Raw genomic sequence first — 26,648 nt, 5'->3', positions numbered from 1 at the left:
TGTATTATGAAGAATCTGCATACCTTATCAGGTTCACCATAAAAGGAGCCCCCGCATGGAAATGCTCGAAGAGCACCGATGTTTTGGCGGCTGGCAGCAGCGCTGGCGTCATCATGCCGCCACGCTAAACTGCGCCATGACATTCAGCATTTTTCTTCCGCCGACTCAGGATAATGAACCGCCTCCGGTACTGTACTGGTTGTCCGGGTTGACCTGCAATGATGAGAATTTTACCACCAAAGCAGGCGCGCAGCGTATCGCAGCAGAACTGGGCATTGTATTGGTGATGCCGGATACCAGTCCACGCGGTGAACAGGTCGCCGACGATAGCGGATACGATTTAGGCCACGGCGCCGGGTTTTATCTCAATGCCACACAGCCGCCCTGGGCCAGCCATTATCGCATGTACGATTACCTGCGCGATGAGCTTCCGGCGCTTATCCAGACACAGTTTAACGTCAGCGACCGTTGCGCCATCAGCGGGCACTCGATGGGCGGCCACGGCGCATTAATCATGGCGCTGAAAAATCCAGGCAAATACACCAGCGTCTCTGCTTTTGCGCCTATCGTCAACCCCAGCCGCGTGCCGTGGGGAATCAAAGCGCTTACCGCTTATCTCGGCGAAGATGAATCAGCCTGGACTGAGTGGGATAGCTGCGAATTAATGCTGGCCAGCCAGCCGCAGGACGCCATTCCTGTGCTCATCGATCAGGGCGACAGCGATCAATTCCTCGCCGATCAGCTTCAGCCCGCCGTACTGGCGGAAGCCGCGCGGCAAACCGCCTGGCCGATGACGCTACGAATCCAGCCTGGCTACGATCATAGCTATTATTTTATTGCGTCCTTCATCGAGGACCATCTGCGCTTTCATGCCCGGTATTTACGGGACGAGCGTGAGACGTCACCAACATAATGAATTTTCCAGCGCCGCGCTGTAGTTCACCTCCTCCGACTGCGGCGCGGAAGATTTATTATTTAAATCCGCGGCCTGCTGGCGTACCTGAAGGCGGCCGCTGCCCTCTCCGCCTTCATAACTTTCGTGAAAATTACGCAGCTCGGATTCAAACAGCACCGCATCAAGATTATGCAACTTATCCAGCGCCCGCAGGAGAGAAATTAGCGTATCAAGATTAAGCCCTCCCCCCTTCTCGATACGCTTGATGGTGGCGATGCCAACGTGCGCGCGATCGGCAAGCTGCTGCTGGGTCATCGAAAGAGACAGACGCGTCTCCTTTAAGCGAGCGCACAACGACAGGATAATCTCGTCGTTATTCATCGTATTGTATTTCACGCTGTTACCCTCTCTTGCGCGGCTGAATTTTCCCCAGCGAACCATGATACGTTTCACGGTATTTAGCGCTCATGTCTTTACCGGTCTCGTACATCGCAGCAATGATCTCATCGAGCGAAATACAGGGTTCGCTTACGCGACTCATCGCCATCGTCGCCGCGTTTATCGCTTTCACGGCAGAGATGGCGTTTCTCTCTATGCAGGGAATTTGTACCTGCCCGCCCAGCGGATCGCAGGTCAATCCCAGATGATGTTCCATGGCAATTTCAGCGGCGCTCAGCGTTTGCTCCACGGATGCGCCCATCAGTTCAGCCAGGCCCGCCGCCGCCATTGAGCACGCCACGCCGACTTCCCCCTGACAGCCAACTTCAGATCCCAGAATAGAGGCGTTTTGTTTAAACAATATCGCGATAGCGGCGGCGGTCAGGAAGAAACGGGTCAGAGCACCGGGCTCCAGCGGCGTGACAAATTTATCATACCAGCAGAGCGCTGCCGGAATGATGCCGCACGCGCCATTGGTTGGCGCGGTAACAATCTGTCCGCCGCTGGCATTTTCTTCGCTTACCGCAATCGCGAAGGCATTGACCCAGTTCAGCGCGGTTAAAAAATCGCTGGCGGAACGGTTCGCCTGTAACGTCTTATGTAACGCACAGGCGCGCCGCGGTACCTGATAGGGACCGGGTAATACCCCCTCAGTATGCAGGCCGCGATAAACCGCCTGCTGCATCACGTCCCATATTTGCGCCAGATAATTCTGCAACGTCTGTGGCGAGTGGCGGCACAGCTCATTTTTCATCATCAGCGCCGCCACGGACAGGCCGTTACGCCGACACAGCGCCAGCAACTGCGCGGCATGACTAAATTCAAAGGGCGACACTGTACGCAAAGGAAGCGATGGCGTCAGCGGCTCGCCATGTTTACGGACCTGCCCGGCGCCGGTCGAAAACCAGGTCTCTTCATACACCGTGAAATAATCATCTCTGGCGCGAAACGTCATGGCATAAGGATGGCCAGGATGCGCCTGGTGATTGGCGATAATCTTGACTTTTATCGTGATTCCGCCCGCGTCGGAGAGCGGGAGTTCGATTTTGTTTTCATTTTCCGCACGCTTAATCACCGCCATATGCGAACGGAGATCGACATTCTCCGGCTGGCAACCCAGCAGCCCAAGATAAAGGGCGGTATCCACATTGTGGCACTTGCGGCTTAACGATAACGCGCCATACAGCTCGATTTCAATTTCCCGAATTAGCGGCAACGTCTCTTGTTCTCTGAGCAATGAAATAAAGTGACAGGCGGCGCGCATCGGCCCTACGGTACGTGAGCTGGATGGACCTATTACTATTTTGAATATATCAAGGCAACTCTCCATCGTTATATCAATCCTTTCAGTGTCATTCGCGTTCAGTAATAAATAACATCCTCGCACAGTTGGCATATCAAAAGTGATACCTTTTGTGTCTGAACTTTACCTGGTATCAAAAACAACGCTTTTTTAGCCCTTTTCTGGCTATGATATCTGTGATAGCACGAGATTCCACGCCGCAAAAGAGCCATTATAATACCCGTAAATTAAGGGAGTTATCATATGAGCATTATTTATTTTATTACTACACAGGATATCGATACGTTTCAGAAAAAATTACAGGAAACGTTATTTAATGCCGTCATCATGCCATTTCCGCTATTATTTGATAAACGTTATGCCGCGCTTATCAATACCGCTTATTTAAAGCTTACGCTGCCAGCGGAATGTCTGACGCCTGAATTTTATCGCTATTTACGCGAACTCTCATTGCAATGGCAGTTTGATTTTTTTATTAAGCCGCAGCCACTGCCTGCTAACGGTATTATCGCGTTTGATATGGACTCGACATTTATTGCGGAAGAAGGCGTGGATGAAATTGCCCGCGAGCTTGGCATGTCGACGCAAATCACCGCCATTACCCAACAGGCGATGGAGGGCAAGCTTGATTTTAACGCCAGTTTTACCCGACGTATCGGAATGTTGAAAGGCACACCGAAAGCAGTGCTGAACGCCGTATGCGATCGCATGACCCTTTCGCCAGGCCTGTTAACTATTCTGCCAGTCATCAAGGCCAAAGGATTTAAAACCGCGATTATCTCCGGGGGACTGGATATATTCACCCAGCGTCTAAAAGAACGGTATCAACTGGATTATGCCTTTTCGAATACGGTTGAAATACGCGATAACGTTCTGACGGATAACATTACCTTGCCGATTATGAACGCCGCAAACAAAAAACAGACGCTGGTTGACCTGGCTGCCCGGTTAAATATTGCCACGGAGAATATTATTGCCTGCGGTGATGGCGCCAACGATCTGCCGATGTTAGAACATGCTGGCACCGGTATTGCCTGGAAAGCGAAGCCGGTTGTACGGGAAAAAATCCACCATCAGATTAATTATCACGGTTTCGAATTGCTTCTTTTTCTTATTGAAGATGAATTATAACGCGACTCACCTCGCCGGAAGGGAATTTTAAAATGAGTATAAAAACATTTATTTTCAGCCAGCCCGATAAGCCGATTGTAAAAGAGAAAAAAGAGATAGACCAGACCTATAAAAAATTTCGTTTTGAGATTATCGCCTCGGTCTTTATCTCTTATGCCGTCTTTTATCTTACCCGTAAAAACTTCTCCGCCGCGATGCCGGCCATGCTGACGGAAACGTCGCTGACCGCAGAAGACTTCGCCATTATGTCTTCTATTTTTTACATTCTTTATGGCGCGATGAAGTTTGTCGGCGGGATGCTGGTCGATAAAATTAACCCGAAAGCCATGACCGGCCCGGTGCTGATTGGCGTGGGGATTGTAAATATTCTGTTCGGCTTTTCCGATAGCGTGGCGGCATTCTACGTGCTGTACAGTCTCAACGCGATATTACAGGGCACCAGCTTTCCGCCGATGGCGAAAATTATGGCCTCGTGGTTTTCGAAAAACGAACGGGGACGCTGGTGGGCTATCGTTGAAGCGGCGCACAATATCGGCGGCAGCCTCGCGCCGCTGCTGACCAGCTTTGCTATCGCCTTTAGCGGTAGCTGGAAAATGGGGTTTTATGTTCCCGGTGCCATTTCGCTGCTGATGGGGATAGTGGCGCTATTTACCATTAAAGATCGTCCCGGTACGTTAGGTTTGCCCAACGTGGGGCAGTGGCGTAACGACCCGACGGAACTGGCCCAGGTCAAGGCCAGCCCGGTCAACCTGAGCTTCTGGCAGATTTTTGTGAAATATATCCTGACCAATCCACTGGTATGGATCATTATTATCGGTGATATGTCGGTTTATATTGCGCGCACCATCCTTAACGACTGGCCGCAGATTTACTATTCGCAGGTTCACGGCTGGAGCCTGATAAAAGCGAACTCGATTATTTCCTGGTTTGAGGCGGGCGGACTGGCGGGTGGGTTGCTGGCAGGCTACTTGTCTGACTTTATGTTCAAAAGTAACCGCTGGATGACCGGATTAATCTTCGCGTTAGCGCTGTGCATATGCATCGTGCTGGTGCCGCTGGTTCAGGATACTTCTTACACCCTCACCGCGATTCTGTTCACCATCATGGGCTTCGCCTTATACGGACCGCATATGCTTTTTGCCGTCGGCTGTCTGGATGTGACCCATAAGGATGCGGCGGGATCGATTACCGGCTTTCGGGGATTGTTCAGCTATGTCGGCGCGGCAATGGCCGGTGTGCCGGTAATTATGGTGAAAAATAGCTGGGCGTGGTCGGGCGTTTATATCTATGCGGTGATCGCCATTCTGCTAACGACTCTGTCGCTGGCGCTGCTCTCCAGACTGCATCGGTTATAACATTCTGGCGACAGCGGCAAAACGCGGCTGTCGCCAGTCTCTGTCAGAAACGGTAATCCACCGCCATAAAGTAACGACGTCCGTCTTCGGTATAACCGTAGTCGTCGCGTTTGAGATCTTTATCGCCCACGTTCAGAACGCCCGCACGTAGTTTAACGTTTTTCGTCGCCTGCCATGCCGCGCCGGTATCCCAGACCACGTACCCGCCCGGCGTTTTCGCCGTTGCGCTGTCGGCCCGCTTACGCCCGGTATAATTCCCTGATACGTAGAATGACCAGTCTTCGAGCTGCGCCGGTTTCCAGTCCAGCGTACCGTTCGCGGTGTGGAACGGCAGATCGGAAAGCGGCTTGTTCCCGCCATTACTGACGTCGCGTCCGTCGTTATAGGTGTAATTCAACGACAGTTTCCACGCCTCGTTAAACGGAACTTTCAACTCGGTTTCCACGCCCTGAATACGCGCTTTATTCACGTTGTAATAACGGAAGACCGGAACGCGCTGTCCCCGACTGTTGGTTTCGAAACCGACAAAGTTGGAATAGCCGGGCGCGGCGTTAACGTCAGGGGTACGGCTAATGCTGATGCGATTGTCCACATCGTTACGGAACGTGGTAACGCTCGCTTCCACGCCCTCCAGTATGCCTTCTTCGCCCCGGTAATAAAGGCCGAGCTCCCAGCTTTCACTGGTTTCAGGTTTCAGATCTGGGCTACCGATAATGCGGCATCCGCCACGGCAGGAGTTGGTCGCCCAGTCCGGACTTAATTGCAATAGCGACGGCGCTTTAAAGGCCGTGGCCCACCCACCTTTCACCGTCAGGGTATCCGTTGCGTTATAGACCAGATAAGCACGCGGGCTCCAGTGATCGCCATAGGTTTCATGGTCATCCATACGAATACCGGTGGTCAGCGCCAGCGGTTCGAAGATGCGCCACTCATCTTCAAGGAACAGAGCATACTGGCTGGCGGAGGTTTTAGTACTGGAACCGCCGGTCAGGTTCACCGCATCGCTCAGTTTATCGTGACGCCATTCGCCGCCGAAGGTGAGGAACTGGTTGACAGACGCTAACGGCAGAACGTATTTCCCGTCAATCGAATTGCTTTCTGACGTGATAGGGCTACTGTTGCCGGGGTTTTTGTTTTCCACTTTTTCGCCGTAGAATTTGAGCTCACTATTGCCGAGATCCCAACGTCCGTTATGGCTCAACGCATAGTTTTGCCGTTCCAGACGGTTTTTATCCAGCGAGTCGGAGTCCCGGTCCTGGCGATCAAAACCGTAGCCTGCGGTAACGTCATGATTTTCGTTTGGTGTCCAGGCAAACTCGACGTTTCCATCCCGGCTGGTAAATCCTTCAATGCGCGGCGTTTCACCCGTAGCGGTGGTGGCGGAACTCTGCTGCTCGTCTTTTTCGCGTTTCGCCAGGCTACCGTAGGCTTTCATTCCCAGCACGCCGTCGATCAGCGGACCGCTGGTAAAGAACTGACCGTTATAAGTATCGCCACGGTCGCGATGTTCCTGAATAGTGGAGTCAACCGTGACGCTGCCGTGCCATTTCTGACCAATTTTTTTGGTGATAATGTTGACCACGCCGCCCAGCGCATCGGAACCATACAGCGAGGACATGGGGCCACGCACCACTTCAATGCGTTCGATAGCGTCAACCGGTATCCAGTTCAGATCAAAATCATTATGGCGGAAGACCGCGTTACGGGAGTTAACGCGCTTACCGTCGATCAGGATCAGCGTATAACTGCTGTCCAGACCACGAATACTCACGCCTTTACGGTTATCCCCTTCGTTAGTGAGCTGTACGCCCGGCACCTCTTTCAGGACATCTTTCAGGTTTTGCACGGGCCTGCGCTGTAAATCTTGCTGGGTAATGACGCTGATACTTGCTGGCGCATCTTTCAGATTTTGTTCGATGGCGGACGCGGTAACGACCATGGTTTCACCATCATCCGTTGCCGCGGCAACCGGCCAGGCCAACGTAACTGCGGACATACAAAGCCCTACCCGAACGAAAGGGTTAAACCTAAACATTCCATTTCTCCATGAGGTAAATACGACAAAAAAAATCGGTTATCGCTCACAACGCATTACGTTTCGCCTGCGATAACGGTTATCACGGCGAACTCTTTTTATGCAGGCGAGTCGGGCTCATGAGTGACGGTCGCGCCCGAATCTTCATCCTTTCTGATTTCGAGCGTAACGATAAAGCAAACGATAATAATTATCAATTTAATTGTTAATAATTATGTCATTTGAACCAATCATAAAGAAAAAACAAAAAACCCTCTCGAATGAGAGGGTTAGAAGGGTCAGGTTCAGGCAGTCCGTGCCGGATGGCGGCATAAAGCCTTATCCGGCCTATGACGAGAATACTACGTTACTTTTTAACGCGTTCCGGGAAGTGCATTTCGCTATAGCGCACAAAATGCGTACCTTTTATCAGCTTGTAGCCGAACCAGATAAGCAGGAACAGCGGAATACCGATATAGGTCGCCGCGACACCGCCCCAGTCGATGGTATCTTTCAGGAACGCTTCATAGTTCTGCCCCAACGTAATAATCAGGCACAGTACAAAGGCGAAAATCGGCCCCAGCGGGAAGAACCCGGAACGGTACGGCAAATCATTCACATCATACCCTTGTATCACGTAACCGCGACGGAAGCGATAATGGCTAATGGCAATCCCCAGCCAGGCGATGAAGCCCGTCATACCGGAGGTGTTCAACAGCCACAGATAGACCGTCTGGTTGCCGAACATTGAGGTCAAAAAGCAAAGACCGGCAATCACGGTGGTGGCATAAAGCGCATTGCGCGGTACGCCGCCGCGGGACAATTTCGCAAAAATACGCGGGGCCTTACCGTCACAGGCCAGGGTGTAGAGCATACGGGTCGAGGCATACATCCCGGAGTTACCCGCAGACAGTACCGCCGTCAGGATAACCGCATTCATTATCGCCGCCGCAGACAACAAGCCCGCATGCTGGAACACTAAGGTAAACGGACTGACGCTAATGTCTTTGACGTCGTTACGCAGCAGGTTTGGATCGGTATAAGGAATGATCAGGCTAATAATCAAAATCGCGAAAACATAAAACAGCAGAATACGCCAGAACACCTGACGCACCGCGCGCGGAATATTCTTCTCCGGGTTTTCAGATTCCCCGGCGGCAATACCAATCAGCTCAGTTCCCTGGAAAGAGAAGCCCACGATCATCGCGACGCCAATCATTGCCGCAAAACCGCCAGCGAAAGGCGCATCGCCCGTCGTCCAGTTGCTCCAGCCGACCGGCTCGACACCTTTAAAGATGCCGATAATCATCGCTACGCCAACGATGATGAAGATAATAACGGTCGCGACTTTAATTAACGAGAACCAGTACTCCGCCTCGCCAAAACCGCGTACGGAAATGTAGTTCAGCAAGAAAATGACGCAGAGGAATAGCGCGCTCCAGATCCAGCCCGGCGTGTCCGGGAACCACCAGCCCATCACCAATTGCGCGGCAACCAGGTCAACAGCGATAGTCACCGCCCAGTTGTACCAGTAGTTCCAGCCCAGCGCGAAACCAAAGCCTTCTTCCACATAGTTCTGACCATATGTCGCAAACGAGCCAGATACCGGCATATAGGCCGCCAGCTCGCCAAGACTGGTCATCAGGAAGTAGACCATCAAACCAATCAGAATATAAGAAAACAGCGCGCCGCCTGGCCCCGCCTGAGAAATTGTCGCACCAGATGCAACGAAAAGACCTGTCCCGATGGAGCCGCCAATGGCAATCATCGTCAGGTGACGCGCCTTTAATTCGCGACGTAGCGCGGGCGCTTCTGTGGTTTTAGTTTTGGAACCCATGTGAAAATGCTATCCATCCAAAAAATGAGGCGCGATTGTAACAGACGAAATACTATCCTTCCGACACAAATGCGCGGTTATAAGAGACCTTCATGACCGGCCACGGATTATAAGTAAAGCAGAGAATAACGTATACGTAAGCGGATACTAAAAATGGCGATGCCGCCCGGGCAGCCCTCCTCTTCACCTTTATTCACAGTAACTCAAAAAACGCTGCAACGCGTTAGAAAGATGTTTCTGCCGATGATGAACACGCCACAACGTGCGCACCAGGCGCGGTAACGGCACCGCGACTTCGCCCAGGGTTCCCGCCTGGAGTTGTTCAGCAATCACCCGGCGCGATAAACAACTTATCCCCAGTCCATGACGCACCGCATGTTTAATCGCTTCTGAATTCCCCAACTCCATCGCCATATGAAAGCGCGGCAAATGCGACAACAGCAAATAATCGACAATTTCCCGCGTACCGGAACCGCGCTCGCGTAAAATCCATGGGGATGCCGCAAGCTGTTCCAGCGTCACCGGCCCCTGCGTCAGCGGCGAGGACGGCGCGGCAAAGACCACCAGCTCATCTTCCAGCCACGGCTCAGAAATAATCTCTGTACTGTGACATGGTCCTTCAATCAGGCCGATATCAACCCGAAAATCCAGCACCGCGTTAATCACGTCCTGGCTGTTTCCCACGCTGAGCTCCAGCGGTAAGGCCGGATAATGCTGGCGATAGCGGGCAATCATGGCGGGTAAAATGTAATTGCCGATGGTGCTACTGGCATAAACCCGTATCGCGCCGTTATCTTCACGAAATAGCTGCTCAATTTCTACCGCTTGCTCCAGCAATGCCAGCGCGCGCGGGTATAACAAGCGCCCGTGTTCGTTGACCACCAGCCGTTTCCCCACCCGATCAAACAACTGTACGCCGAGCTGACCTTCCAGATCGGTGAGCGCGGCGCTAACGGCGGACTGCGATAATGACAGCATGACCGACGCCTGGGTTGTTGAACCGCTTTTCAGTACTTCAGCAAACACTTCAAGTTGTCGTAGCGTAATATGCATAGTCGTATCCCACCGATAGCGTTTCACTTACCACTTATAAAGATTAATTATAAATATATAATCAATTTTATTTTTAAACCAGATCACCGTAACCTTATTGTCCATATACAGGAGAAGGTTATGACAGAACTCACCTTGCAGAATCATCGTCGTACAATGTGGCATTTTATACCGGGGCTCGCTCTGAGCGCCGTCATTACAGGAGTCGCCCTGTGGGGCGGCGCTATCCCTGCCGTTGCAGGCGCGGGGTTCAGCGCCCTGACCCTGGCTATCCTGCTGGGTATGGTTATCGGGAATACCGTCTATCCACAAATATGGAAACAATGCGACGGCGGCGTGCTGTTTGCAAAACAACATCTGCTGCGTTTAGGGATTATCCTTTACGGCTTCCGCCTTACCTTTTCACAAATCGCCGATGTGGGCATTAGCGGCATTGTGATTGACGTATTAACGCTTTCCAGCACGTTCATGCTGGCCTGCTTCTTAGGCCAAAAAGTCTTTGGTCTGGACAGGCATACCAGCTGGCTGATTGGCGCCGGTAGCAGTATCTGCGGCGCGGCGGCGGTACTGGCGACAGAACCGGTGGTAAAAGCGGAAGCCAGTAAGGTTACTGTAGCCGTCGCGACTGTCGTTATTTTCGGCACCATCGCCATTTTCCTTTACCCGGCAATGTATCCGCTGCTGGCACACTGGTTCAGCCCGGAAACTTACGGCATCTATATCGGCTCAACCATGCATGAAGTCGCGCAAGTGGTCGCAGCGGGTCATGCCGTTAGCCCGGATGCGGAAAATGCGGCAGTTATCGCTAAGATGCTGCGTGTCATGATGCTGGCGCCGTTCCTGATCATTCTGGCGGCACGCGTTAAACAGCTTTCACCGGCGACCGGCGCGGAAAAAAGCAAAATTACCATTCCGTGGTTTGCTATTTTCTTCATCGTAGTGGCGATCTTCAACTCTTTCCACCTGCTGCCGAAAGCCGTGGTGGATATGCTGGTGACGCTGGACACAGTGCTGCTGGCGATGGCAATGGCGGCGTTGGGTCTGACCACTCACGTTAGCGCATTGAAAAAAGCGGGGGCGAAACCGCTGCTGATGGCGCTGGCACTATTCGCCTGGCTGATTATTGGCGGTGGCGCCATTAACGTCCTAATCCATAGCCTTATCGCATAAATTATTACGTTTCACGCCTGTTAACCCGTTATCATAGCGTTCGTAATGAACCGTTAGCGGGTTTAACAGGAGTCTTTTATGAAATACATCGGAGCGCACGTCAGCGCTGCTGGCGGTCTGGCTAACGCCCCTGCCCGCGCGGCTGAAATTGGCGCAACGGCCTTTGCGCTTTTCACAAAAAACCAGCGTCAGTGGCGTGCCGCCCCCCTTACTCCCCAGGTCATTGATGACTTTAAAATCGCCTGTGAAAAGTATCATTTCTCGGCGGCGCAAATTCTTCCCCACGATAGTTACCTGATTAATCTGGGCCATCCGGTCAGTGAAGCGCTGGAAAAATCACGCGATGCCTTTCTCGATGAAATGCAGCGCTGTGAACAACTCGGCTTAACCTTGCTTAATTTTCATCCCGGTAGCCATCTGATGCAGATTGCACAGGAGGATTGCCTGGCGCGGATCGCGGAATCCATCAATATTGCCCTCGCGCAGACCGAGGGCGTTACGGCGGTTATCGAAAATACAGCCGGTCAGGGCAGTAATCTGGGGTTTGAGTTTGAACAGTTAGCCGCCATCATCGACGGCGTGGAAGATAAGTCGCGCGTTGGCGTCTGTATCGATACCTGCCATGCCTTTGCCGCCGGATACGATCTGCGTACGCCAGAGGCGTGCGAGAAAACGTTCGCCGGATTCGGGAAAATTGTCGGATTTCAGTATTTGCGCGGAATGCACCTGAACGACGCCAAAAGCGCCTTCGGTAGCCGCGTTGACCGCCATCACAGTCTGGGTGAAGGCAATATCGGCCACGATGCGTTTCGTTGGATTATGCAGGATGGGCGTTTTGACGGTATTCCGCTGATACTGGAGACCATCAATCCTGATATCTGGGCGGAAGAGATTGCGTGGTTAAAAGCCCAGCAAATTGCCGAAGCGATGGCCTGACGCTCAATGTTCTTCAGGCAATAAAAAAGGCAGAGCGCGCTCTGCCTTTTTTAGCGTGTTTCTCTTATGCCGCTTTTGCCGCGACTTCCGTCTCCGGACGTTTCAGGACGGCATAAGCCAGCCCTGCCACCAGCGTACCGGCCACAATTGCCAGCAGGTATCCCAATACCGGCGTAATTGCACCTGGGATAAGCAGAACAAACAGACCGCCATGCGGCGCCATCAATTTTGCGCCTACCGCCATAGAAATGGCCCCGGTCAACGCGCCGCCAACGATACAGCACGGCAGTACACGCATCGGGTCGCGCGCCGCAAACGGAATAGCGCCTTCAGTGATAAAGCACAGCCCCAGCACCAACGCCGCTTTACCGCCTTCCTGCTGAGCTTTGTCGAACTTACGGCGCGCCACCATCGTCGCCAGACCCAGCGCTAACGGCGGTACCATACCTGCGGCCATGATCGCCGCCATCGGCGCGTAAGTTTGCGTACTCAGCAGACCAACGCCAAACGCATACGCCGCTTTGTTCACCGGGCCGCCCATGTCGGTACACATCATCCCGCCGAGAATCGCGCCCAGCAGCACCGCGTTTGCCGTCCCCATGGTTTGCAACCAGTGGGTGAGCCCTTCCAGAATCCCGGCAACCGGTTTACCGATCAGGTAAATCATCGCCAGCCCCACCACCAGACTGGAAATTAACGGGATGATCAGGATTGGCTTCAGCGCTTCCATACTTTGCGGAAGTTTCAGTTTGGTACTGATAAGCTTCGCCATATACCCGGCAAGGAAGCCGGCAATGATCCCGCCGATAAAACCGGAACCGGTGCTAACCGCCAGCATACCGCCAATCAGACCTGGCGTAAGGCCTGGGCGATCCGCGATGGAGAAAGCGATATAACCCGCCAGTACCGGCACCATCAGCGCAAACGCCGAACCGCCGCCAATCTGCATCAGCGCCGCCGCCAGCGTGTCCGGCACCTTAAAGGCTTCAATACCAAAGGCGAAGGAAAGCGCAATACACAGTCCCCCGGCAACCACCATAGGCAGCATGTAAGAAACGCCCGTCAACAGATGCCGGTATGCGCCAGCGCTCTCTTTCTTCCCTTCGGTCGCCGCTTGCGATGCCTTACCCGCCGGTTGATACGGCGTCGCTTCCGCTACGGCTTTATCCAGCTCCTGCGCCGTCTTTTTCAGCGCCAGGCCGGTCGACGTGCGGTACATCGGGAGACCGGCAAACTTCGCCAGATCCACTTCGATATCCGCCGCCACAATCACTAAATCCGCTTCCGCCACCTCTTCCGGGGTGATGGCATTGCCGGCCCCCACGGAGCCGCGCGTTTCGACTTTTACCCACCAGCCGCGTTTTTTCGCTTCTGTTTCAATGGCTTCAGCCGCCATAAAAGTATGAGCGACGCCGGTCGGGCAGGCCGTTACCGCGACCACGCGTTTCGGACCGCCGCTCGCCGCAGGAGCAGCCGCAGCAGGGGCGCTGTAAGGGGTCGCATGGCTTTTGGCTTCACTCAGAAACAGTTCCGGATGCGCAACGGCGCGACCAATATCCCCCAGCCAAACCTTTTTGCCGTTCAGAGCATTGTCGTTCGGCAGAGATTCGCCCAACACGATCGCCAGCTCAGCATCATTCGGATTATCGATAATTTCCAGATTTGCTTTATGCGCCGCCGCTCCAAGCAGGGTTTTCGCCATGTAAGCGCGAGCCTGGCCGAGATTAGCGTCAATTATCAGCAGCGTTTTCATTATGCCTCTCCTGCTGTCAGTTAAACGGTTGTAAGTCGACACGCGCCATCATTGCGGCCAACTGAGGACGATCGGTAATACCCACATTGCTCTGGCTGACCGCCAGCGCGGCAACCGCCGTCGCCAGACGCAGCGTATGTTCGCTGGACTCGCGCATCAGCAGGCCGTAAATCAATCCGCCAACCATGGAATCGCCTGCGCCGACGGTACTTACCACGTCAACTGCCGGTGGTTTAGCGATCCATTCTCCTGAGGCGTTAACCCACAGCGCGCCTTCCGCCCCCAGCGAAATCACCACATGAGCGATACCCTGTTCGCGTAACGCGTGCGCCGCATCAATTACATCTTTCATTTCCGGGAGCTTACGACCCGCCCAAATTTCCAGTTCGCGGCGATTCGGTTTCACCAGCCACGGCGCAGCTTTAAGACCGGCGACTAACGCTTCACGGCTACTATCAAAGATAATGCATGGACACTGGCTGCGCAGACGCGTCATCCAGTCGGTGAACGCTTCCGGACTCACGCCAGCCGGTAAGCTACCGCTGACGCAGACCATATCGAACTGGCCCAGCCAGCTCAGGGAGTCGTTAACAAAGCGTTCCCAGTCTGCGGGGGTCACGTCAAAGCCGGAAAAGTTGAAGTCGGTCACTTCGCCATCTTTTTCCGTCAGCTTCACGTTGATGCGGGTCCGGCCCTGAACCACCTGAAAGCGGTTAGCGATGCCCAGTTCGCTGAACAATTGCTGAAAACCGTCCTGGTTATCTTTACCGAGAAAACCGCCGACGGTGACGTCGATGCCTAAGTCTTTTAGCACCTTGGCAACGTTAATGCCTTTGCCCGCCGCGTGCAGACCCGTGGTTTTCACCAGGTTCACTTCGCCGCGTTCGATTTCAGGGCAAAACCCAACCAGATCGTAAGCCGGATTAAGGGTAATGGTGGCAACACGCCTGCTCATTATGCGCCCTCCCCGAGACCGGCGGCGATCGCATCGCCAATCGCTTTCAGCGCCTGTTCAGCATCTTCACCCTGCGCGGTAAAGCGCAGACGATGGCCTTTCTTCACGCCTAATGCCACCACTTTCATCAGACTACGTCCGTTTGCCGGTTTGCCGGTTCCATCAAGGTTTGTCACGGTAATTTCACTGTTAAATTGTTTAATCGTATTCACCAGCATGGTGCCCGGACGGGCATGGAGACCATGCTCATTACGCACTACAAATTCCGCGCTCAGTACGTCATCCGTCAGCGCATCATCACTGGTCAGCAACGCCAGCAGCGTCGCGGCGTCGGCGCTCAGCAGACGATCGGCTTTATTGTTCAGCAACAGGTCGCCGAGGCGTTTTAGCACGGCAATCGGCTGCTCATCGTTCATCGCGACAGTGACTAATAAGGCTGCTTTTTCACCCTCTACGTCAAACGCCTGGGTCGCACGGCTTACCGCAACAGCGCTGCGCAAATTGCCTTCCGCGCTGTCGTTCAGCCAGATGCCTTGTCCCAGATTCATCGGACTATCGTTAATCGTTTTTGCGACGAACGCCGCATCAACCGCTCCCGCCTCTTTCAGACGCGCCGCATTTAGCGCCTGCAATGTGACCAGCGAGCTGGCGATGACATCCAGCGTCATCGTCTCATTATCAAGTTTTAATTGTTCACTTTGCTTCTCGCCCATCAGCAATGCACGCAGCTCTTCCGCCGTTGTCGCGGATTTCAGCTGTTCAGCCACGGAGTCATCGCTTAGCACATGCGTCAGCTGACGCAGCAGGCCGAGGTGTTCGTCCGAACTGGCGGCAATACCAATCGCCACGTAGGCGACCTGGCCTTCTCCCCAGGTAACGCCCTGCGGGAATTGAAAGACCTGGACGCCGGTTTTCAGCACCTGATCGCGCGTGTCTGTTGTGCCATGGGGAATCGCAATACCATTGCCAAGAAAGGTCGAGGTTTGCTGTTCGCGCGCCAGCATACCGTCAACATAGCCGCCCGCCACATTCCCCGCCTGCGCTAACGCGGCGGCGATTTGCCGAATGGCCTCTTCTTTATTTCCGGCCTGCTCGCCCGGATGAATGTCCTGAACCGATAACTGGAACATGTGTCTCCTCTCCTGCTGAATTGAAACGATTCAGCCACTATGAGAAAAAAAGCGCCAATCTGAGTTATCAAAAAAACCAGATCGCGCTGAAACGTTTCAAGAAGTCTGGATCTTTCTGCTTCAGCACGCAAGAAAAGTTACCAGTTTTGTAGCAATTTTTTGAGGTGAAGCACATTTTTTCTCCAACAGCCCCTCAATAGCTGACGCATAAAAGGCTTCAGCTTTTTTCTTTCAGCTTGCGTCAGCACGCCCTGGTAACAAACTGGAATGCTATTTTGATTTTTCGTGTCGATTTTGATTCAGACGCCTGTTTATTTTCTGATGGGCAGCGTAAACTCCGCCTCTCTTCACACCACTGATATAGAAACATGCACAACAGTCCCGCCGCCGCTGCGCCCAAATCGTTTGACCTGACGTCTACCGCCTTTTTGATCGTCGCTTTTCTCACCGGTATTGCCGGTGCGTTACAGACGCCGACGCTCAGTATTTTTCTGACGGATGAGGTTCACGCCCGTCCCGGCATGGTGGGTTTCTTTTTTACCGGCAGCGCGGTTATCGGCATTATCGTGAGCCAGTTTCTGGCGGGTCGCTCAGATAAAAAAGGCGATCGCAAAAAACTGATCGTTTTCTGTTGCGTGCTGGGCATGTTGGCCTGCGTGTTGTTTGCCTGGAACCGCAACTACTTTATTTTGCTGTTTATCGGCGTCTTTCTCAGTAGCTTCGGCTCTACCGCCAACCCGCAGATGTTTGCGCTGGCCCGAGAACATGCCGATCGTACAGGTCGTGAAGCGGTGATGTTCAGCTCAATCCTCCGCGCCCAGGTCTCGTTGGCCTGGGTCATTGGGCCGCCGCTGGCCTATGCGCTGGCGATGGGTTTTAGCTTTACGGTGATGTATTTGAGCGCGGCGGTAGCTTTTATCGTCTGCGGCGTCATGGTGTGGTTCTTTTTACCGTCAATGCGCAAAGATGCGCCGCTGGCAACCGGCACGCTGGAAGCACCGCGTCGTAATCGCCGCGATACGCTGTTGCTGTTTGTCATCTGTACGTTAATGTGGGGAACTAACAGCCTGTATATCATTAATATGCCGCTGTTTATCATCAATGAGCTGCATCTTCCGGAAAAACTTGCAGGCATGATGATGGGCACCGCCGCCGGGCTGGAGATTCCCACAATGCTGATTGCAGGTTACTTCGCCAAACGGTTGGGAAAACGCCTGTTAATGTGCATCGCCGTTGTCGCCGGACTGTGCTTTTATGCGGGTATGTTGCTGGCGCACGCGCCGGCAACGTTGCTCGGCTTGCAGTTGCTGAACGCGATTTACACCGGCATTCTTGGCGGGATTGGCATGCTCTATTTTCAGGATCTGATGCCAGGCCAGGCGGGTTCAGCCACCACGCTGTATACCAATACCATTCGCGTCGGCTGGATCATTGCCGGTTCGTTGGCGGGAATCGCCGCAGAAATCTGGAATTACCATGCGGTCTTCTGGTTTGCGTTAGTCATGATTGTCGCCACCATGTTCTGCCTGGCGCGTATTAAAGATGTTTAACTTGCAAGCCTGATACTTTTACTCTTCGACACATTTCAGCGCAGAGTTTATCTCTGCGCAATGTTCATGCACGGTCATTCATTGTCTTTTTCTCAATACGATATTCTGTAAGCGCCCTCCTACATAAAAGACCGGTTATTGAGAAAATTACGCCCATCAGCCCGCAAAGGACCAGCACCAGCCGCATCTTATATTTTGGTGTAACAGCAACATCTATCACTTCAATGTTAGCATTATTTTTAACCGCCTCCGACAACAATGATAGCTTTGCATATGTTTCCGTTTGTAACATATTTTTATGCACGCTATAACGTTTAATGTCACCGTCATCGATATACCATGCTGCCATTTTATCGACACTATTTTTCAGGGTGGAAATAATATTATTGACCCTTTCTTCCCTCCCCTGCGCCTTAAAAAGAACAAGCTGTTTTTTCGCGTCAAAACTTATTTTATTTTTATAGTTCGCAGGCAAGAAACGGCTAAACTGGTTAAGGATAACCGTTGTTTTACATTGAATATCATTAGTATAGCCACATAACGCATAGGTAGCAGGCGTATCCAGATTAGGTTTGATCGTAATACTCACAACCTTTGTATCATGCTGCACGCTCACAAAAACATAGCCAATGGCAACAAAAATAAAGGTAGCGATCATGATACTTAGCCATTTTCTTATAAGGAATAAGGAAACGTCGACTAAATCAATTTCACTATTTTCTCCCCGCATTTCACATCCCTTTTAAAACGCTAATAGTCAACCCACATACTGAAATAACAAAAAGCAACACCAGCGTAAAAATAAACGCCCTGGCTGCGAACGTATATTTCTTCATAAGATAAAACCCACACATAAGAATTCGAGTATTTTAAAGGAAAATAACAATACATTCACACTGGTTATATCGATCGGTAAATACATCAATGATAGATATAAACTATCAAATTCATGATATCGATCGTTATAAATAATTAAAATCGATCAAAATTCCTCTTTTTAATAGATAAAAACTATCATATAAATAAAATTGATCGTTTTTGTTTTATGTGACGGTTCATTCGGTACACGTTCAGGCACCAACGGGGTTGAGCGGCGACATCTACCGCTTCAGAAGCCACGAAATAAGGGAATCATGTATTACGCTATTTAATGGTAAAAGGAGGTAATTTGAGGCGCAGCTTTTGCAGACTATTTCGGGATATAACGTAAGCCCCTGCACATTTATCAAAAACGGCTTAGCTCATGGTAAGGTTTTCTGCTCGAGTTCCAGCAAATAAATAATGGCCTCTTCCCGGGTCGTTAAACACATGTCCCCTGTCGGTTGCAAACCAGAGCACACTTTTGGGCGTAAAGGCGAGCCAAAGATAAGGCACAAGTTATCTTCCGAAAGCTGCACGCATCTGGTATTCATCGGCTTGCCATTCGGCATTCCGGGTATCGGCGACGAAATTGAAGGCGCAATACAGCAAGCGCCACAACCGCTACGACAGTCCATGCTCAGCCCTCTATTTATAACCAAATGAAAGATAACAGAATTTGTCCAAAGAAAAATCCAGATTTAAAATGTGGACGTCATCATGATCAGTCCTGCCCTCAGACATTCCGAAGACAAGGCTGGAAACAGAAGGGACAACACAGCACACTTCCCCCCTCCGGGCGACATGCCATCGCGTATTCTCGTTGAACGCGGAGCGGAAAGCGGGCGAACAGTATCACCTTTTTTGCACCAGCAAAAGTGACAATTCCACTTGCCTGGACGGCCCGGCGCGAGTAGTTTTACGCGATATTTTAGATAATCTCTACAACAGGATCTCCTCGATGCCAAGAGCGAACGAAATCAAAAAAGGTATGGTACTGAACTACAACGGCAAATTGCTGATTGTGAAAGATATCGACATTCAGTCGCCTACCGCCCGTGGCGCCGCCACACTGTATAAAATGCGTTTTTCCGATGTCCGCACCGGTCTGAAAGTGGAAGAACGTTTCAAAGGCGACGATATCGTTGATACCGTCACCCTGAGCCGTCGCGGCGTTGACTTTTCTTATGTCGATGGCAACGAATATGTGTTCATGGATAAAGAAGACTATACGCCGTATACCTTCACCAAAGATCAGATTGAAGAAGAGTTGCTGTTTATGCCTGAAGGCGGAATGCCGGATATGCAGGTTCTGACCTGGGACGGCCAACTGCTGGCGCTAGAGCTTCCGCAAACCGTGGATCTGGAAATCGTCGAAACCGCGCCGGGTATTAAAGGAGCGTCCGCCAGCGCACGTAACAAACCCGCGACATTAAGCACCGGTCTGGTGATTCAGGTTCCCGAATACCTGAGCGCAGGTGAGAAAATCCGCATTCATATCGAAGAGCGCCGTTATATGGGGCGCGCGGATTAAGTTTCGCATTTTTCGGCTGCGCCCCAGGGCGCAGTCTGACCCTTTTCTTTATTGACTGTTCTGCACCAAGAAAGAGAAACGTTAAAAATTTAACATTTTCTGCTCTTAAGATGGCAGAAGCACGACTTCGTCAACTCAGCGCTTCTCTTTTTCACGTTTATTCGCCAGGATTATTAAAGTTGTTATGTTGTATCAATATTCTGGAGCTGACGTGACCAAAACCAATCTTATTACTGGATTTCTCGGTAGCGGAAAAACCACCTCTATCCTTCATTTATTAGCCCATAAAGATCCGGCTGAAAAGTGGGCCGTCCTGGTCAATGAATTTGGCGAAGTGGGTATTGACGGCGCGCTGCTTGCCGACAGCGGCGCACTGCTAAAAGAGATCCCCGGCGGCTGCATGTGCTGCGTCAATGGATTGCCTATGCAGGTGGGGCTCAACACGCTGCTGCGCCAGGGCAAACCTGACCGGTTGCTGATTGAACCAACCGGACTGGGGCACCCAAAACAGATCCTAGATTTATTAACTGCGCCGGTTTATGAGCCGTGGATTGATTTACGCGCTACGCTCTGCATCCTTGACCCTCGCCTGCTACTGGACCAACAGAGCGTCGCCAATGAAAATTTCCGCGATCAGCTCGCCTCAGCCGATATTATCATCGCCAATAAGACCGATCGCGCCACGGCGCAGAGCGATGCCGCCCTGCAACAGTGGTGGCGACAGTACGGCGGCGATCGTCAACTGATTCATGCCGAACATGGACAGATAGACGGTAAGCTTCTGGATTTACCGCGACAAAATCTGGCGGAACTGCCGGCCAGCGCCGCGCATTCTCACACTCATGCCAGTAAAAAAGGACTCGCCGCGCTAAATCTGCCCGCCCAGCAGCGCTGGCGACGCAGCCTCAATAGCGGACAGGGTCATCAGGCCTGCGGCTGGATTTTCGATGCCGATACCGTGTTTGACACCATTGGCCTACTCGAATGGGCTCGTCTGGCGCCGGTGGGCCGGGTGAAAGGCGTTATGCGCATACAAGAGGGGCTGGTACGCATCAATCGCCAGGGCGATGACCTGCACATCGAAACACAGAGTGTCGCGCCGCCGGATAGCCGGGTTGAACTTATCTCAAACACAGAAACCGACTGGAATACGTTACAGACGGCCTTGTTGAAGCTTCGTTTAGCGACGCACGCGTAAGGTTGCCACCGTTTAAAAACTATGGCGAAATGACGATGAAAACCCGCTATTCCTTGATAATTCTGCTTAATGCCGCCGGTCTGGCGCTGTTTTTGTCATGGTATCTTCCCGTCAATCACGGTTTCTGGTTCACCATTGATTCCGGCATATTCCACTTCTTTAACCAGAAACTGGTGGAAAGCCACGCGTTCCTCTGGTGGGTCGCTATTACCAATAATCGGGCGTTTGACGGCTGTTCGCTGCTGGCGATGGGCGGACTGATGCTCAGTTTCTGGCTAAAAGAAAACGCATCGGGCCGGCGGCGCATTGTGATAATCGGATTGGTCATGCTGCTAACAGCGGTGGTGCTTAACCAACTCGGTCAGGCGCTGATCCCCGTCAAGCGCGCCAGCCCAACGCTCTCTTTTGAGCATATTTATCGCGTCAGCGAGTTGCTGCACATCCCGACAAAAGACGCGTCAAAAGACAGTTTCCCAGGCGATCACGGTATGATGCTGCTGATATTTTCCGCCTTTATGCTGCGTTATTTCGGCAAAACGGCGGGGATTATCGCCCTTATTATATTTGTGGTTTTCGCGTTTCCGCGCGTTATGATTGGCGCTCACTGGTTCACCGATATTGTGGTCGGGTCGCTCACGGTTATTTTGATTGGCCTCCCCTGGTGGCTGATGACCCCGCTCAGCGACCGGGCGATAGCGCTTTTTGAGAATTATCTCCCGGGCGGAAATAAACAAATTTTAAACAAATAACCCACGTAATTAACATTACCTTCAGCGATAGTTTTACATCGTTGAAGGTAATTTATGATGATATTCCCCCAGCCCATCATTTTTCGGTCATATTATTCCTGTGCAAAATGAACAGGTTGCACGATTTTTAAACGATTTGCGCTTAATTTGACCCGTGCTGATAGCTCACTTTTCGTATCATAAATTCTTATAAAAAATCACGCGAAATCGCTCGCAATGACAGCAACAATCGGGTAATCTCAAACTCGTTTTGCCTCGCCAGATAATTATTCTCATTGCGAATAAATTTGTGCGTTCCGCCACAGATTTGTGCACAAAGAATTGTCTCAAGCTGTGCAGGTAATTAGTCTCATCACGTTTGGCATTTTTATAACGATATTTATCGTTAAGGACTTCAAGGGAAAACAAACAACATGGTCAAATCTCAACCGATTTTGAGATATATTTTGCGCGGGATTCCTGCGATTGCAGTTGCGGTTCTGCTTTCTGCTTGTAGCACAACCACCAATACCGCAAAGAATATGCATTCTGAGACGCATGCTGTGGGCAATAGCGATAGCTCTTCACTGCAAGCCTCTCAGGATGAATTTGAAAATATGGTGCGTAACCTCGACGTTAAGTCGCGGATTATGGATCAGTATGCTGACTGGAAAGGCGTGCGTTACCGCCTGGGCGGCAGCACTAAGAAAGGCGTCGACTGTTCCAGCTTTGTACAGCGCACCTTCCGTGAACAGTTTGGTTTAGAGCTTCCGCGTTCAACCTATGAACAGCAGGAAATGGGCAAAGCAGTTTCACGCAATAACCTGCGTACGGGCGATCTGGTTCTGTTCCGCGCCGGTTCCACTGGTCGCCATGTCGGTATTTATATCGGCAATAACCAGTTTGTCCATGCGTCTACCAGTAGCGGCGTCATTATCTCCAGTATGAACGAACCGTACTGGAAAAAACGCTACAATGAAGCGCGTCGAGTTCTGAGCCGCAGTTAATCTTCATCAGGCAGCACCTCCCTTGGCTTACCTGATGAGACGACATAAAAAGCACTGCTTCGGCAGTGCTTTTGCTTATTATCCCTTCTGAACCCGTTTTGCCGAATGGCGACGTGTGGCCTCTTATCCAGCCTACAACACACGAACGTAGGCCTGATAAACATAGCGCCATCAGGCATTCAGGTCGTTTCCCCCAACGCCTACTGCGACAATACGCTTTCCTGCGCATCACAGAAAAGCATGACTATCCGGGGTAATCCAGGCTATAGTCTTATAAATCAACCAGTTTAACCGGCATCCGCCTTTTCAGGTCACACCAGGAATTATGCTTACACGCGACTCCTCTTCCGGTCGGAAAATCCTGCTTACCTGTATCATTACGGGGATAGCGGCAGCATTACTTATTGGTAGCCTGCAATTTTTCCTGTCGTGGCATAAACGGGATGTTAAATACAATACGCTCCTTTCTGATGTACAACATTACCTGGCCAGCTATTTCGCCGACCTGAAAGCCACCACCGATATTCTTCAGCCGTTGACGATCAACACCTGTCAGCAGGTTGGCGCAGAACTCACCTCAAGAGCCGCTTTTAGCCTTAATGTCCGCGCCTTCTTATTGATTAAAGATAAAAAAGTGTTCTGCTCTTCCGCCACTGGCGCCATGAATATGCCGCTTCAGCAACTGGTACCGGATATAGATATCCGCAAAGACGTTGCTATGGCGATTCTGCCCGGCACGCCAATGATGCCCAACAAACCGACAATGGTGATTTGGTATCGAAACCCATTATTAAATGACAGCGGCGTATTCACATCGCTGAATATTAACCTGACGCCCTACTTACTCTATACCACGCGCCAGGACGATTTTAACGGCATCGCGCTGATTGTCGGCAATACCGCGCTGTCGACCTTTTCTTCGCGTCTGCTGACCGTCGCGGAGCTGCCGGGCACGCCATCACGACAGGCAACTATCAACGGCCTGCCGCTTAAAATACAGCTTTATGCCGATAGCTGGACCTACAATGACTTGTGGTATGCGTTGATGCTGGGCTGCATTAGCGGCATCGTAGCGGGGTTTATCTGTTACTTTATCTATGCCCTCCGGACGCGACCGGGCAAAGAGATTTTAACGGCGATCAAACACGAGCAGTTTTATGTGGTTTATCAGCCCGTCGTCGATACTCGTACGCTGAGCGTCACCGGGCTTGAAGTCTTACTGCGCTGGCGTCACCCTACGGCAGGCGAGATTCCGCCGGATGCCTTTATCCACTATGCCGAAGCGCAACAACTTATCGTACCGTTAACGCAGCATCTGTTCGAGCTGATCGCCCGCGACGCTCCCACGCTACAGAAGGTGATGCCCGTCGGTGCCAAATTTGGCATTAACATCGCGCCGGAACATCTGCACAGCGACAGTTTTAAAGAGGATATGCACCGGCTCAGGGACGCCCTGCCCGCGCACCATTTTCATATCGTGCTGGAAATCACTGAACGCGATATGCTCCAGCAGTATGAAGCGGCCAAACTGTTCGAATGGCTGCATTCCGCCGGGTTTGAAATCGCTATAGATGATTTCGGTACAGGCCATAGCGCCCTGATTTATCTGGAGCGATTTACTTTAGATTATCTGAAAATCGATCGCGGTTTTATCCAGGCGATCGGCACGGAAACCGTCACGTCTCCAGTTCTGGATACCGTGCTGACGCTCTCCAGACGCCTGAATATGCTGACGGTGGCCGAGGGCGTTGAAACGCCGGAGCAGGCCCGTTGGCTACGCGATCACGGTGTTAATTACTTGCAGGGGTACTGGATTAGCCGTCCTTTACCCCTAAAAGATTTCGTGCTGTGGATGTCGGCGCCTTCTGTGCCTGAATGGTAGTCCCCTTACGGTTTTAACGGATTCACATCAGACGCAACGTCACTTATTATTCAGCGAAACGCCTGCCGGTTTGCAGCGGGCAATACGATAAGGAAACCGCCTTCAGATGATTGCGCGCGTAATGCTTCTGCTTGTCGCACTGGTTAGCGCTGGCGCCCAGGCCCAGGAAATCAAAGAAAGCTACGCTTTCGCCGTACTCGGCGAACCTAAGTATGCTTTTAACTTTGATCACTTTGATTATGTGAATCCTGCTGCGCCGAAAGGCGGTCAGATGACGCTTTCCGCCATTGGTACGTTCGATAATTTCAATCGCTATTCGCTGCGCGGCAATCCCGGCGTACGTACCGAAGCCCTTTACGATACGCTTTTTACCACCTCGGATGATGAACCCGGAAGCTATTACCCGCTGATTGCCGACCATGCCCGCTATGCCGCCGACTATTCCTGGGTGGAAATCTCGATTAATCCCCGCGCTCGTTTTCACGATGGCACGCCCATTACCGCCCGCGATGTGGCTTTTACCTTTCATAAGTTCATGACCGAAGGCGTACCGCAGTTCCGTCTGGTCTATAAAGGTACTACCGTGAAGGCGATTGCGCCTTTAACCGTGCGAATTGAGCTGGCGAAGCCTGGTAAAGAAGACATGCTTAGTCTGTTTTCATTACCGATCATGCCCGAAAAATTCTGGAAAAATCACAAACTCAGCGATCCGCTTTCAACGCCGCCCTTAGCCAGCGGGCCATACCGGATTACTCAGTGGAAAATGGGCCAGTACATTGTCTATTCACGCGTCAAAAACTACTGGGCGGCTAATCTGCCGGTCAATCGTGGACGCTTTAACCTCGACACTATCCGCTACGATTACTACCTTGATGATAATGTCGCTTTCGAGGCGTTTAAAGCGGGCGCATTTGATCTACGGCTGGAAAACGACGCTAAAAACTGGGCAACGCGCTACATCGGTAAAAATTTCGATAATCATTACATCATTAAAGAAGAGCAGAAAAACGAGTCGGCGCAGGACACACGCTGGCTGGCCTTTAATATTCAGCGCCCGGTATTTAAAGACCGGCGGGTACGTGAAGCTGTCACCCTGGCCTTCGATTTTGAGTGGATGAATAAAGCGCTGTTCTATAATGCCTGGAGCCGAACCAACAGTTACTTCCAGAATACCGAGTACGCCGCCAGAAATTACCCTGACGCCGATGAGCTGGTATTACTCGCGCCGATGAAAAAAGATCTTCCTCCTGAAGTCTTCACCCAGATCTATCAGCCGCCGGTCTCTAACGGCGACGGCTACGATCGCGAAAATCTTCTTAAAGCTGACGCCTTGTTGACGCAGGCCGGATGGGTGATCAACGGACAGCAACGGGTCAATAGCGTCACCGGTAAGCCTCTGACGTTTGAACTTCTCCTTCCTGCCAGCAGTAATAGCCAGTGGGTTCTGCCCTTCCAGCATAATCTTCAGCGTCTGGGCATTACGATGACTATCCGCCAGGTTGATAATTCTCAACTCACCAACCGGATGCGTAGCCGCGACTATGACATGATGCCGAGGCTATGGCGGGCGATGCCCTGGCCCAGCTCCGATCTACAAATCTCATGGGCGTCGGAATACATTGACTCCAGTTATAACGCTCCCGGCGTACAAAGCCCGGTGGTGGATAAACTGATCGCGCAAATTATCGCAGCGCAGGGTGATAAAGCGAAACTGGTGCCGCTGGGACGGGCGCTGGATCGCGTGCTGACCTGGAACTATTACATGCTGCCGATGTGGTATATGGCGCAAGACAGGCTCGCCTGGTGGGATAAATTCTCCCATCCGGCGATTCGCCCGGTATATACCATCGGGTTAGATACCTGGTGGTATGATGTCAACAAAGCCGCCAAACTACCGGCAGCCAGGAGGTAGTAAGAATCA

General features: G+C 51.9%; 23 protein-coding genes. 12 read left to right on the top strand and 11 right to left on the bottom strand.

Going from position 1 to position 26,648, the window contains the following annotated elements:
• Positions 1-55 precede the first annotated feature (55 nt).
• Entirely contained in the window at positions 56-913 is an 858-nt protein-coding gene (fghA, locus tag ACLJR2_RS16750) for an S-formylglutathione hydrolase (protein WP_000425488.1), read from the top strand.
• Here the strand turns inward: fghA and ACLJR2_RS16745 are convergent.
• Both ACLJR2_RS16745 and ACLJR2_RS16740 read right to left on the bottom strand, forming a co-directional pair.
• A complete protein-coding gene (locus tag ACLJR2_RS16745) occupies positions 902-1,291 on the bottom strand; it encodes a helix-turn-helix domain-containing protein (RefSeq protein WP_000876817.1) in 390 nt (129 codons plus the stop codon). The two genes, fghA and ACLJR2_RS16745, sit on opposite strands and share 12 nt — an antisense overlap.
• 4 nt (positions 1,292-1,295) lie before the next feature.
• Complete coding sequence (locus ACLJR2_RS16740) at positions 1,296-2,663, bottom strand: L-serine ammonia-lyase (RefSeq protein WP_001518989.1); 1,368 nt, start codon at positions 2,661-2,663, stop codon at positions 1,296-1,298.
• Positions 2,664-2,879: 216 nt separating this feature from the next.
• Here ACLJR2_RS16740 and serB point away from each other — a divergent pair, with 216 nt between their 5' ends.
• Both serB and ACLJR2_RS16730 read left to right on the top strand, forming a co-directional pair.
• Complete coding sequence (serB, locus tag ACLJR2_RS16735) at positions 2,880-3,767, top strand: phosphoserine phosphatase SerB (protein WP_000022905.1); 888 nt, start codon at positions 2,880-2,882, stop codon at positions 3,765-3,767.
• Between the two features lie 32 nt (positions 3,768-3,799).
• Positions 3,800-5,122, top strand: a complete 1,323-nt coding sequence (locus ACLJR2_RS16730) for an MFS transporter (RefSeq protein WP_000023807.1) — start codon at positions 3,800-3,802, stop codon at positions 5,120-5,122.
• A gap of 43 nt (positions 5,123-5,165) precedes the next feature.
• Here ACLJR2_RS16730 and cirA read toward each other — a convergent pair whose 3' ends face one another.
• The 3 genes from cirA to yieE all read right to left on the bottom strand — a co-directional run bounded on the left by cirA (position 5,166) and on the right by yieE (position 10,026).
• Positions 5,166-7,157: a catecholate siderophore receptor CirA gene (gene cirA, locus ACLJR2_RS16725; protein ID WP_000488251.1), complete on the bottom strand. Its 1,992-nt coding sequence runs from the start codon at positions 7,155-7,157 to the stop codon at positions 5,166-5,168.
• A gap of 346 nt (positions 7,158-7,503) precedes the next feature.
• Positions 7,504-8,973, bottom strand: coding sequence for a lysine-specific permease (gene lysP, locus ACLJR2_RS16720; RefSeq protein WP_000534999.1), 1,470 nt, complete (start codon positions 8,971-8,973; stop codon positions 7,504-7,506).
• A 189-nt stretch (positions 8,974-9,162) separates the two neighbouring features.
• The gene (gene yieE / locus ACLJR2_RS16715; protein WP_000548316.1) at positions 9,163-10,026 is read right to left on the bottom strand and encodes a DNA-binding transcriptional regulator YeiE; all 864 of its coding nucleotides are present in this window, start codon (positions 10,024-10,026) and stop codon (positions 9,163-9,165) included.
• A 120-nt stretch (positions 10,027-10,146) separates the two neighbouring features.
• On the opposite strand from yieE, the gene ACLJR2_RS16710 reads away from it, so the two are divergent.
• Together ACLJR2_RS16710 and nfo are read left to right on the top strand one after the other, a co-directional pair.
• Complete coding sequence (locus ACLJR2_RS16710) at positions 10,147-11,196, top strand: YeiH family protein (RefSeq protein WP_000137966.1); 1,050 nt, start codon at positions 10,147-10,149, stop codon at positions 11,194-11,196.
• A 78-nt stretch (positions 11,197-11,274) separates the two neighbouring features.
• Positions 11,275-12,132, top strand: a complete 858-nt coding sequence (nfo, locus tag ACLJR2_RS16705) for a deoxyribonuclease IV (RefSeq protein WP_000873913.1) — start codon at positions 11,275-11,277, stop codon at positions 12,130-12,132.
• A 64-nt stretch (positions 12,133-12,196) separates the two neighbouring features.
• On the opposite strand, the gene fruA is transcribed toward nfo, so the two are convergent.
• From fruA to fruB, 3 genes are read right to left on the bottom strand one after another with little or no spacing between them, the layout of a single operon-like run.
• Positions 12,197-13,885: a PTS fructose transporter subunit IIBC gene (gene fruA, locus ACLJR2_RS16700; protein WP_000854408.1), complete on the bottom strand. Its 1,689-nt coding sequence runs from the start codon at positions 13,883-13,885 to the stop codon at positions 12,197-12,199.
• A gap of 16 nt (positions 13,886-13,901) precedes the next feature.
• A complete protein-coding gene (gene fruK, locus ACLJR2_RS16695) occupies positions 13,902-14,840 on the bottom strand; it encodes a 1-phosphofructokinase (RefSeq protein ID WP_000091249.1) in 939 nt (312 codons plus the stop codon).
• Positions 14,840-15,970, bottom strand: a complete 1,131-nt coding sequence (gene fruB / locus ACLJR2_RS16690) for a fused PTS fructose transporter subunit IIA/HPr protein (RefSeq protein ID WP_000487287.1) — start codon at positions 15,968-15,970, stop codon at positions 14,840-14,842. Before fruB ends, fruK begins: the two co-directional genes overlap by 1 nt.
• A gap of 368 nt (positions 15,971-16,338) precedes the next feature.
• Between fruB and setB the strand changes: the two genes are divergently transcribed.
• The gene (setB, locus tag ACLJR2_RS16685; RefSeq protein ID WP_001533741.1) at positions 16,339-17,520 is read left to right on the top strand and encodes a sugar efflux transporter SetB; all 1,182 of its coding nucleotides are present in this window, start codon (positions 16,339-16,341) and stop codon (positions 17,518-17,520) included.
• Between the two features lie 64 nt (positions 17,521-17,584).
• On the opposite strand, the gene ACLJR2_RS16680 is transcribed toward setB, so the two are convergent.
• The 3 genes from ACLJR2_RS16680 to ACLJR2_RS16670 all read right to left on the bottom strand — a co-directional run bounded on the left by ACLJR2_RS16680 (position 17,585) and on the right by ACLJR2_RS16670 (position 19,016).
• Positions 17,585-18,250, bottom strand: coding sequence for a GNVR domain-containing protein (locus ACLJR2_RS16680; protein WP_001213879.1), 666 nt, complete (start codon positions 18,248-18,250; stop codon positions 17,585-17,587).
• A gap of 1 nt (position 18,251) precedes the next feature.
• Positions 18,252-18,374, bottom strand: a complete 123-nt coding sequence (locus ACLJR2_RS16675; RefSeq protein WP_001533779.1) for a hypothetical protein — start codon at positions 18,372-18,374, stop codon at positions 18,252-18,254.
• Between the two features lie 387 nt (positions 18,375-18,761).
• Positions 18,762-19,016: a YkgJ family cysteine cluster protein gene (locus ACLJR2_RS16670; protein ID WP_001523448.1), complete on the bottom strand. Its 255-nt coding sequence runs from the start codon at positions 19,014-19,016 to the stop codon at positions 18,762-18,764.
• A 323-nt stretch (positions 19,017-19,339) separates the two neighbouring features.
• On the opposite strand from ACLJR2_RS16670, the gene yeiP reads away from it, so the two are divergent.
• The 6 genes from yeiP to ACLJR2_RS16640 all read left to right on the top strand — a co-directional run bounded on the left by yeiP (position 19,340) and on the right by ACLJR2_RS16640 (position 26,639).
• Complete coding sequence (yeiP, locus tag ACLJR2_RS16665) at positions 19,340-19,912, top strand: elongation factor P-like protein YeiP (protein WP_001136822.1); 573 nt, start codon at positions 19,340-19,342, stop codon at positions 19,910-19,912.
• Between the two features lie 211 nt (positions 19,913-20,123).
• Positions 20,124-21,110: a CobW family GTP-binding protein gene (locus ACLJR2_RS16660; protein WP_000169350.1), complete on the top strand. Its 987-nt coding sequence runs from the start codon at positions 20,124-20,126 to the stop codon at positions 21,108-21,110.
• Between the two features lie 29 nt (positions 21,111-21,139).
• On the top strand, positions 21,140-21,859 hold the full coding sequence (locus ACLJR2_RS16655) for a phosphatase PAP2 family protein (protein WP_000178095.1): 720 nt from the start codon (positions 21,140-21,142) through the stop codon (positions 21,857-21,859).
• A gap of 413 nt (positions 21,860-22,272) precedes the next feature.
• On the top strand, positions 22,273-22,845 hold the full coding sequence (gene mepS, locus ACLJR2_RS16650) for a bifunctional murein DD-endopeptidase/murein LD-carboxypeptidase (RefSeq protein ID WP_000241015.1): 573 nt from the start codon (positions 22,273-22,275) through the stop codon (positions 22,843-22,845).
• A 325-nt stretch (positions 22,846-23,170) separates the two neighbouring features.
• Positions 23,171-24,727: a cyclic di-GMP phosphodiesterase gene (locus tag ACLJR2_RS16645; RefSeq protein WP_000957751.1), complete on the top strand. Its 1,557-nt coding sequence runs from the start codon at positions 23,171-23,173 to the stop codon at positions 24,725-24,727.
• A 106-nt stretch (positions 24,728-24,833) separates the two neighbouring features.
• Positions 24,834-26,639 (top strand): extracellular solute-binding protein, encoded by a 1,806-nt coding sequence (locus ACLJR2_RS16640; protein ID WP_000561742.1) that lies wholly within the window; start codon positions 24,834-24,836, stop codon positions 26,637-26,639.
• Positions 26,640-26,648 lie beyond the last annotated feature (9 nt).

Origin of the sequence: Salmonella sp. SAL03688 (genome assembly GCF_046551895.1) — a bacterium.
Lineage (GTDB): Bacteria > Pseudomonadota > Gammaproteobacteria > Enterobacterales > Enterobacteriaceae > Salmonella > Salmonella enterica.
This window is presented reverse-complemented; position numbering and strand designations above follow the sequence as displayed.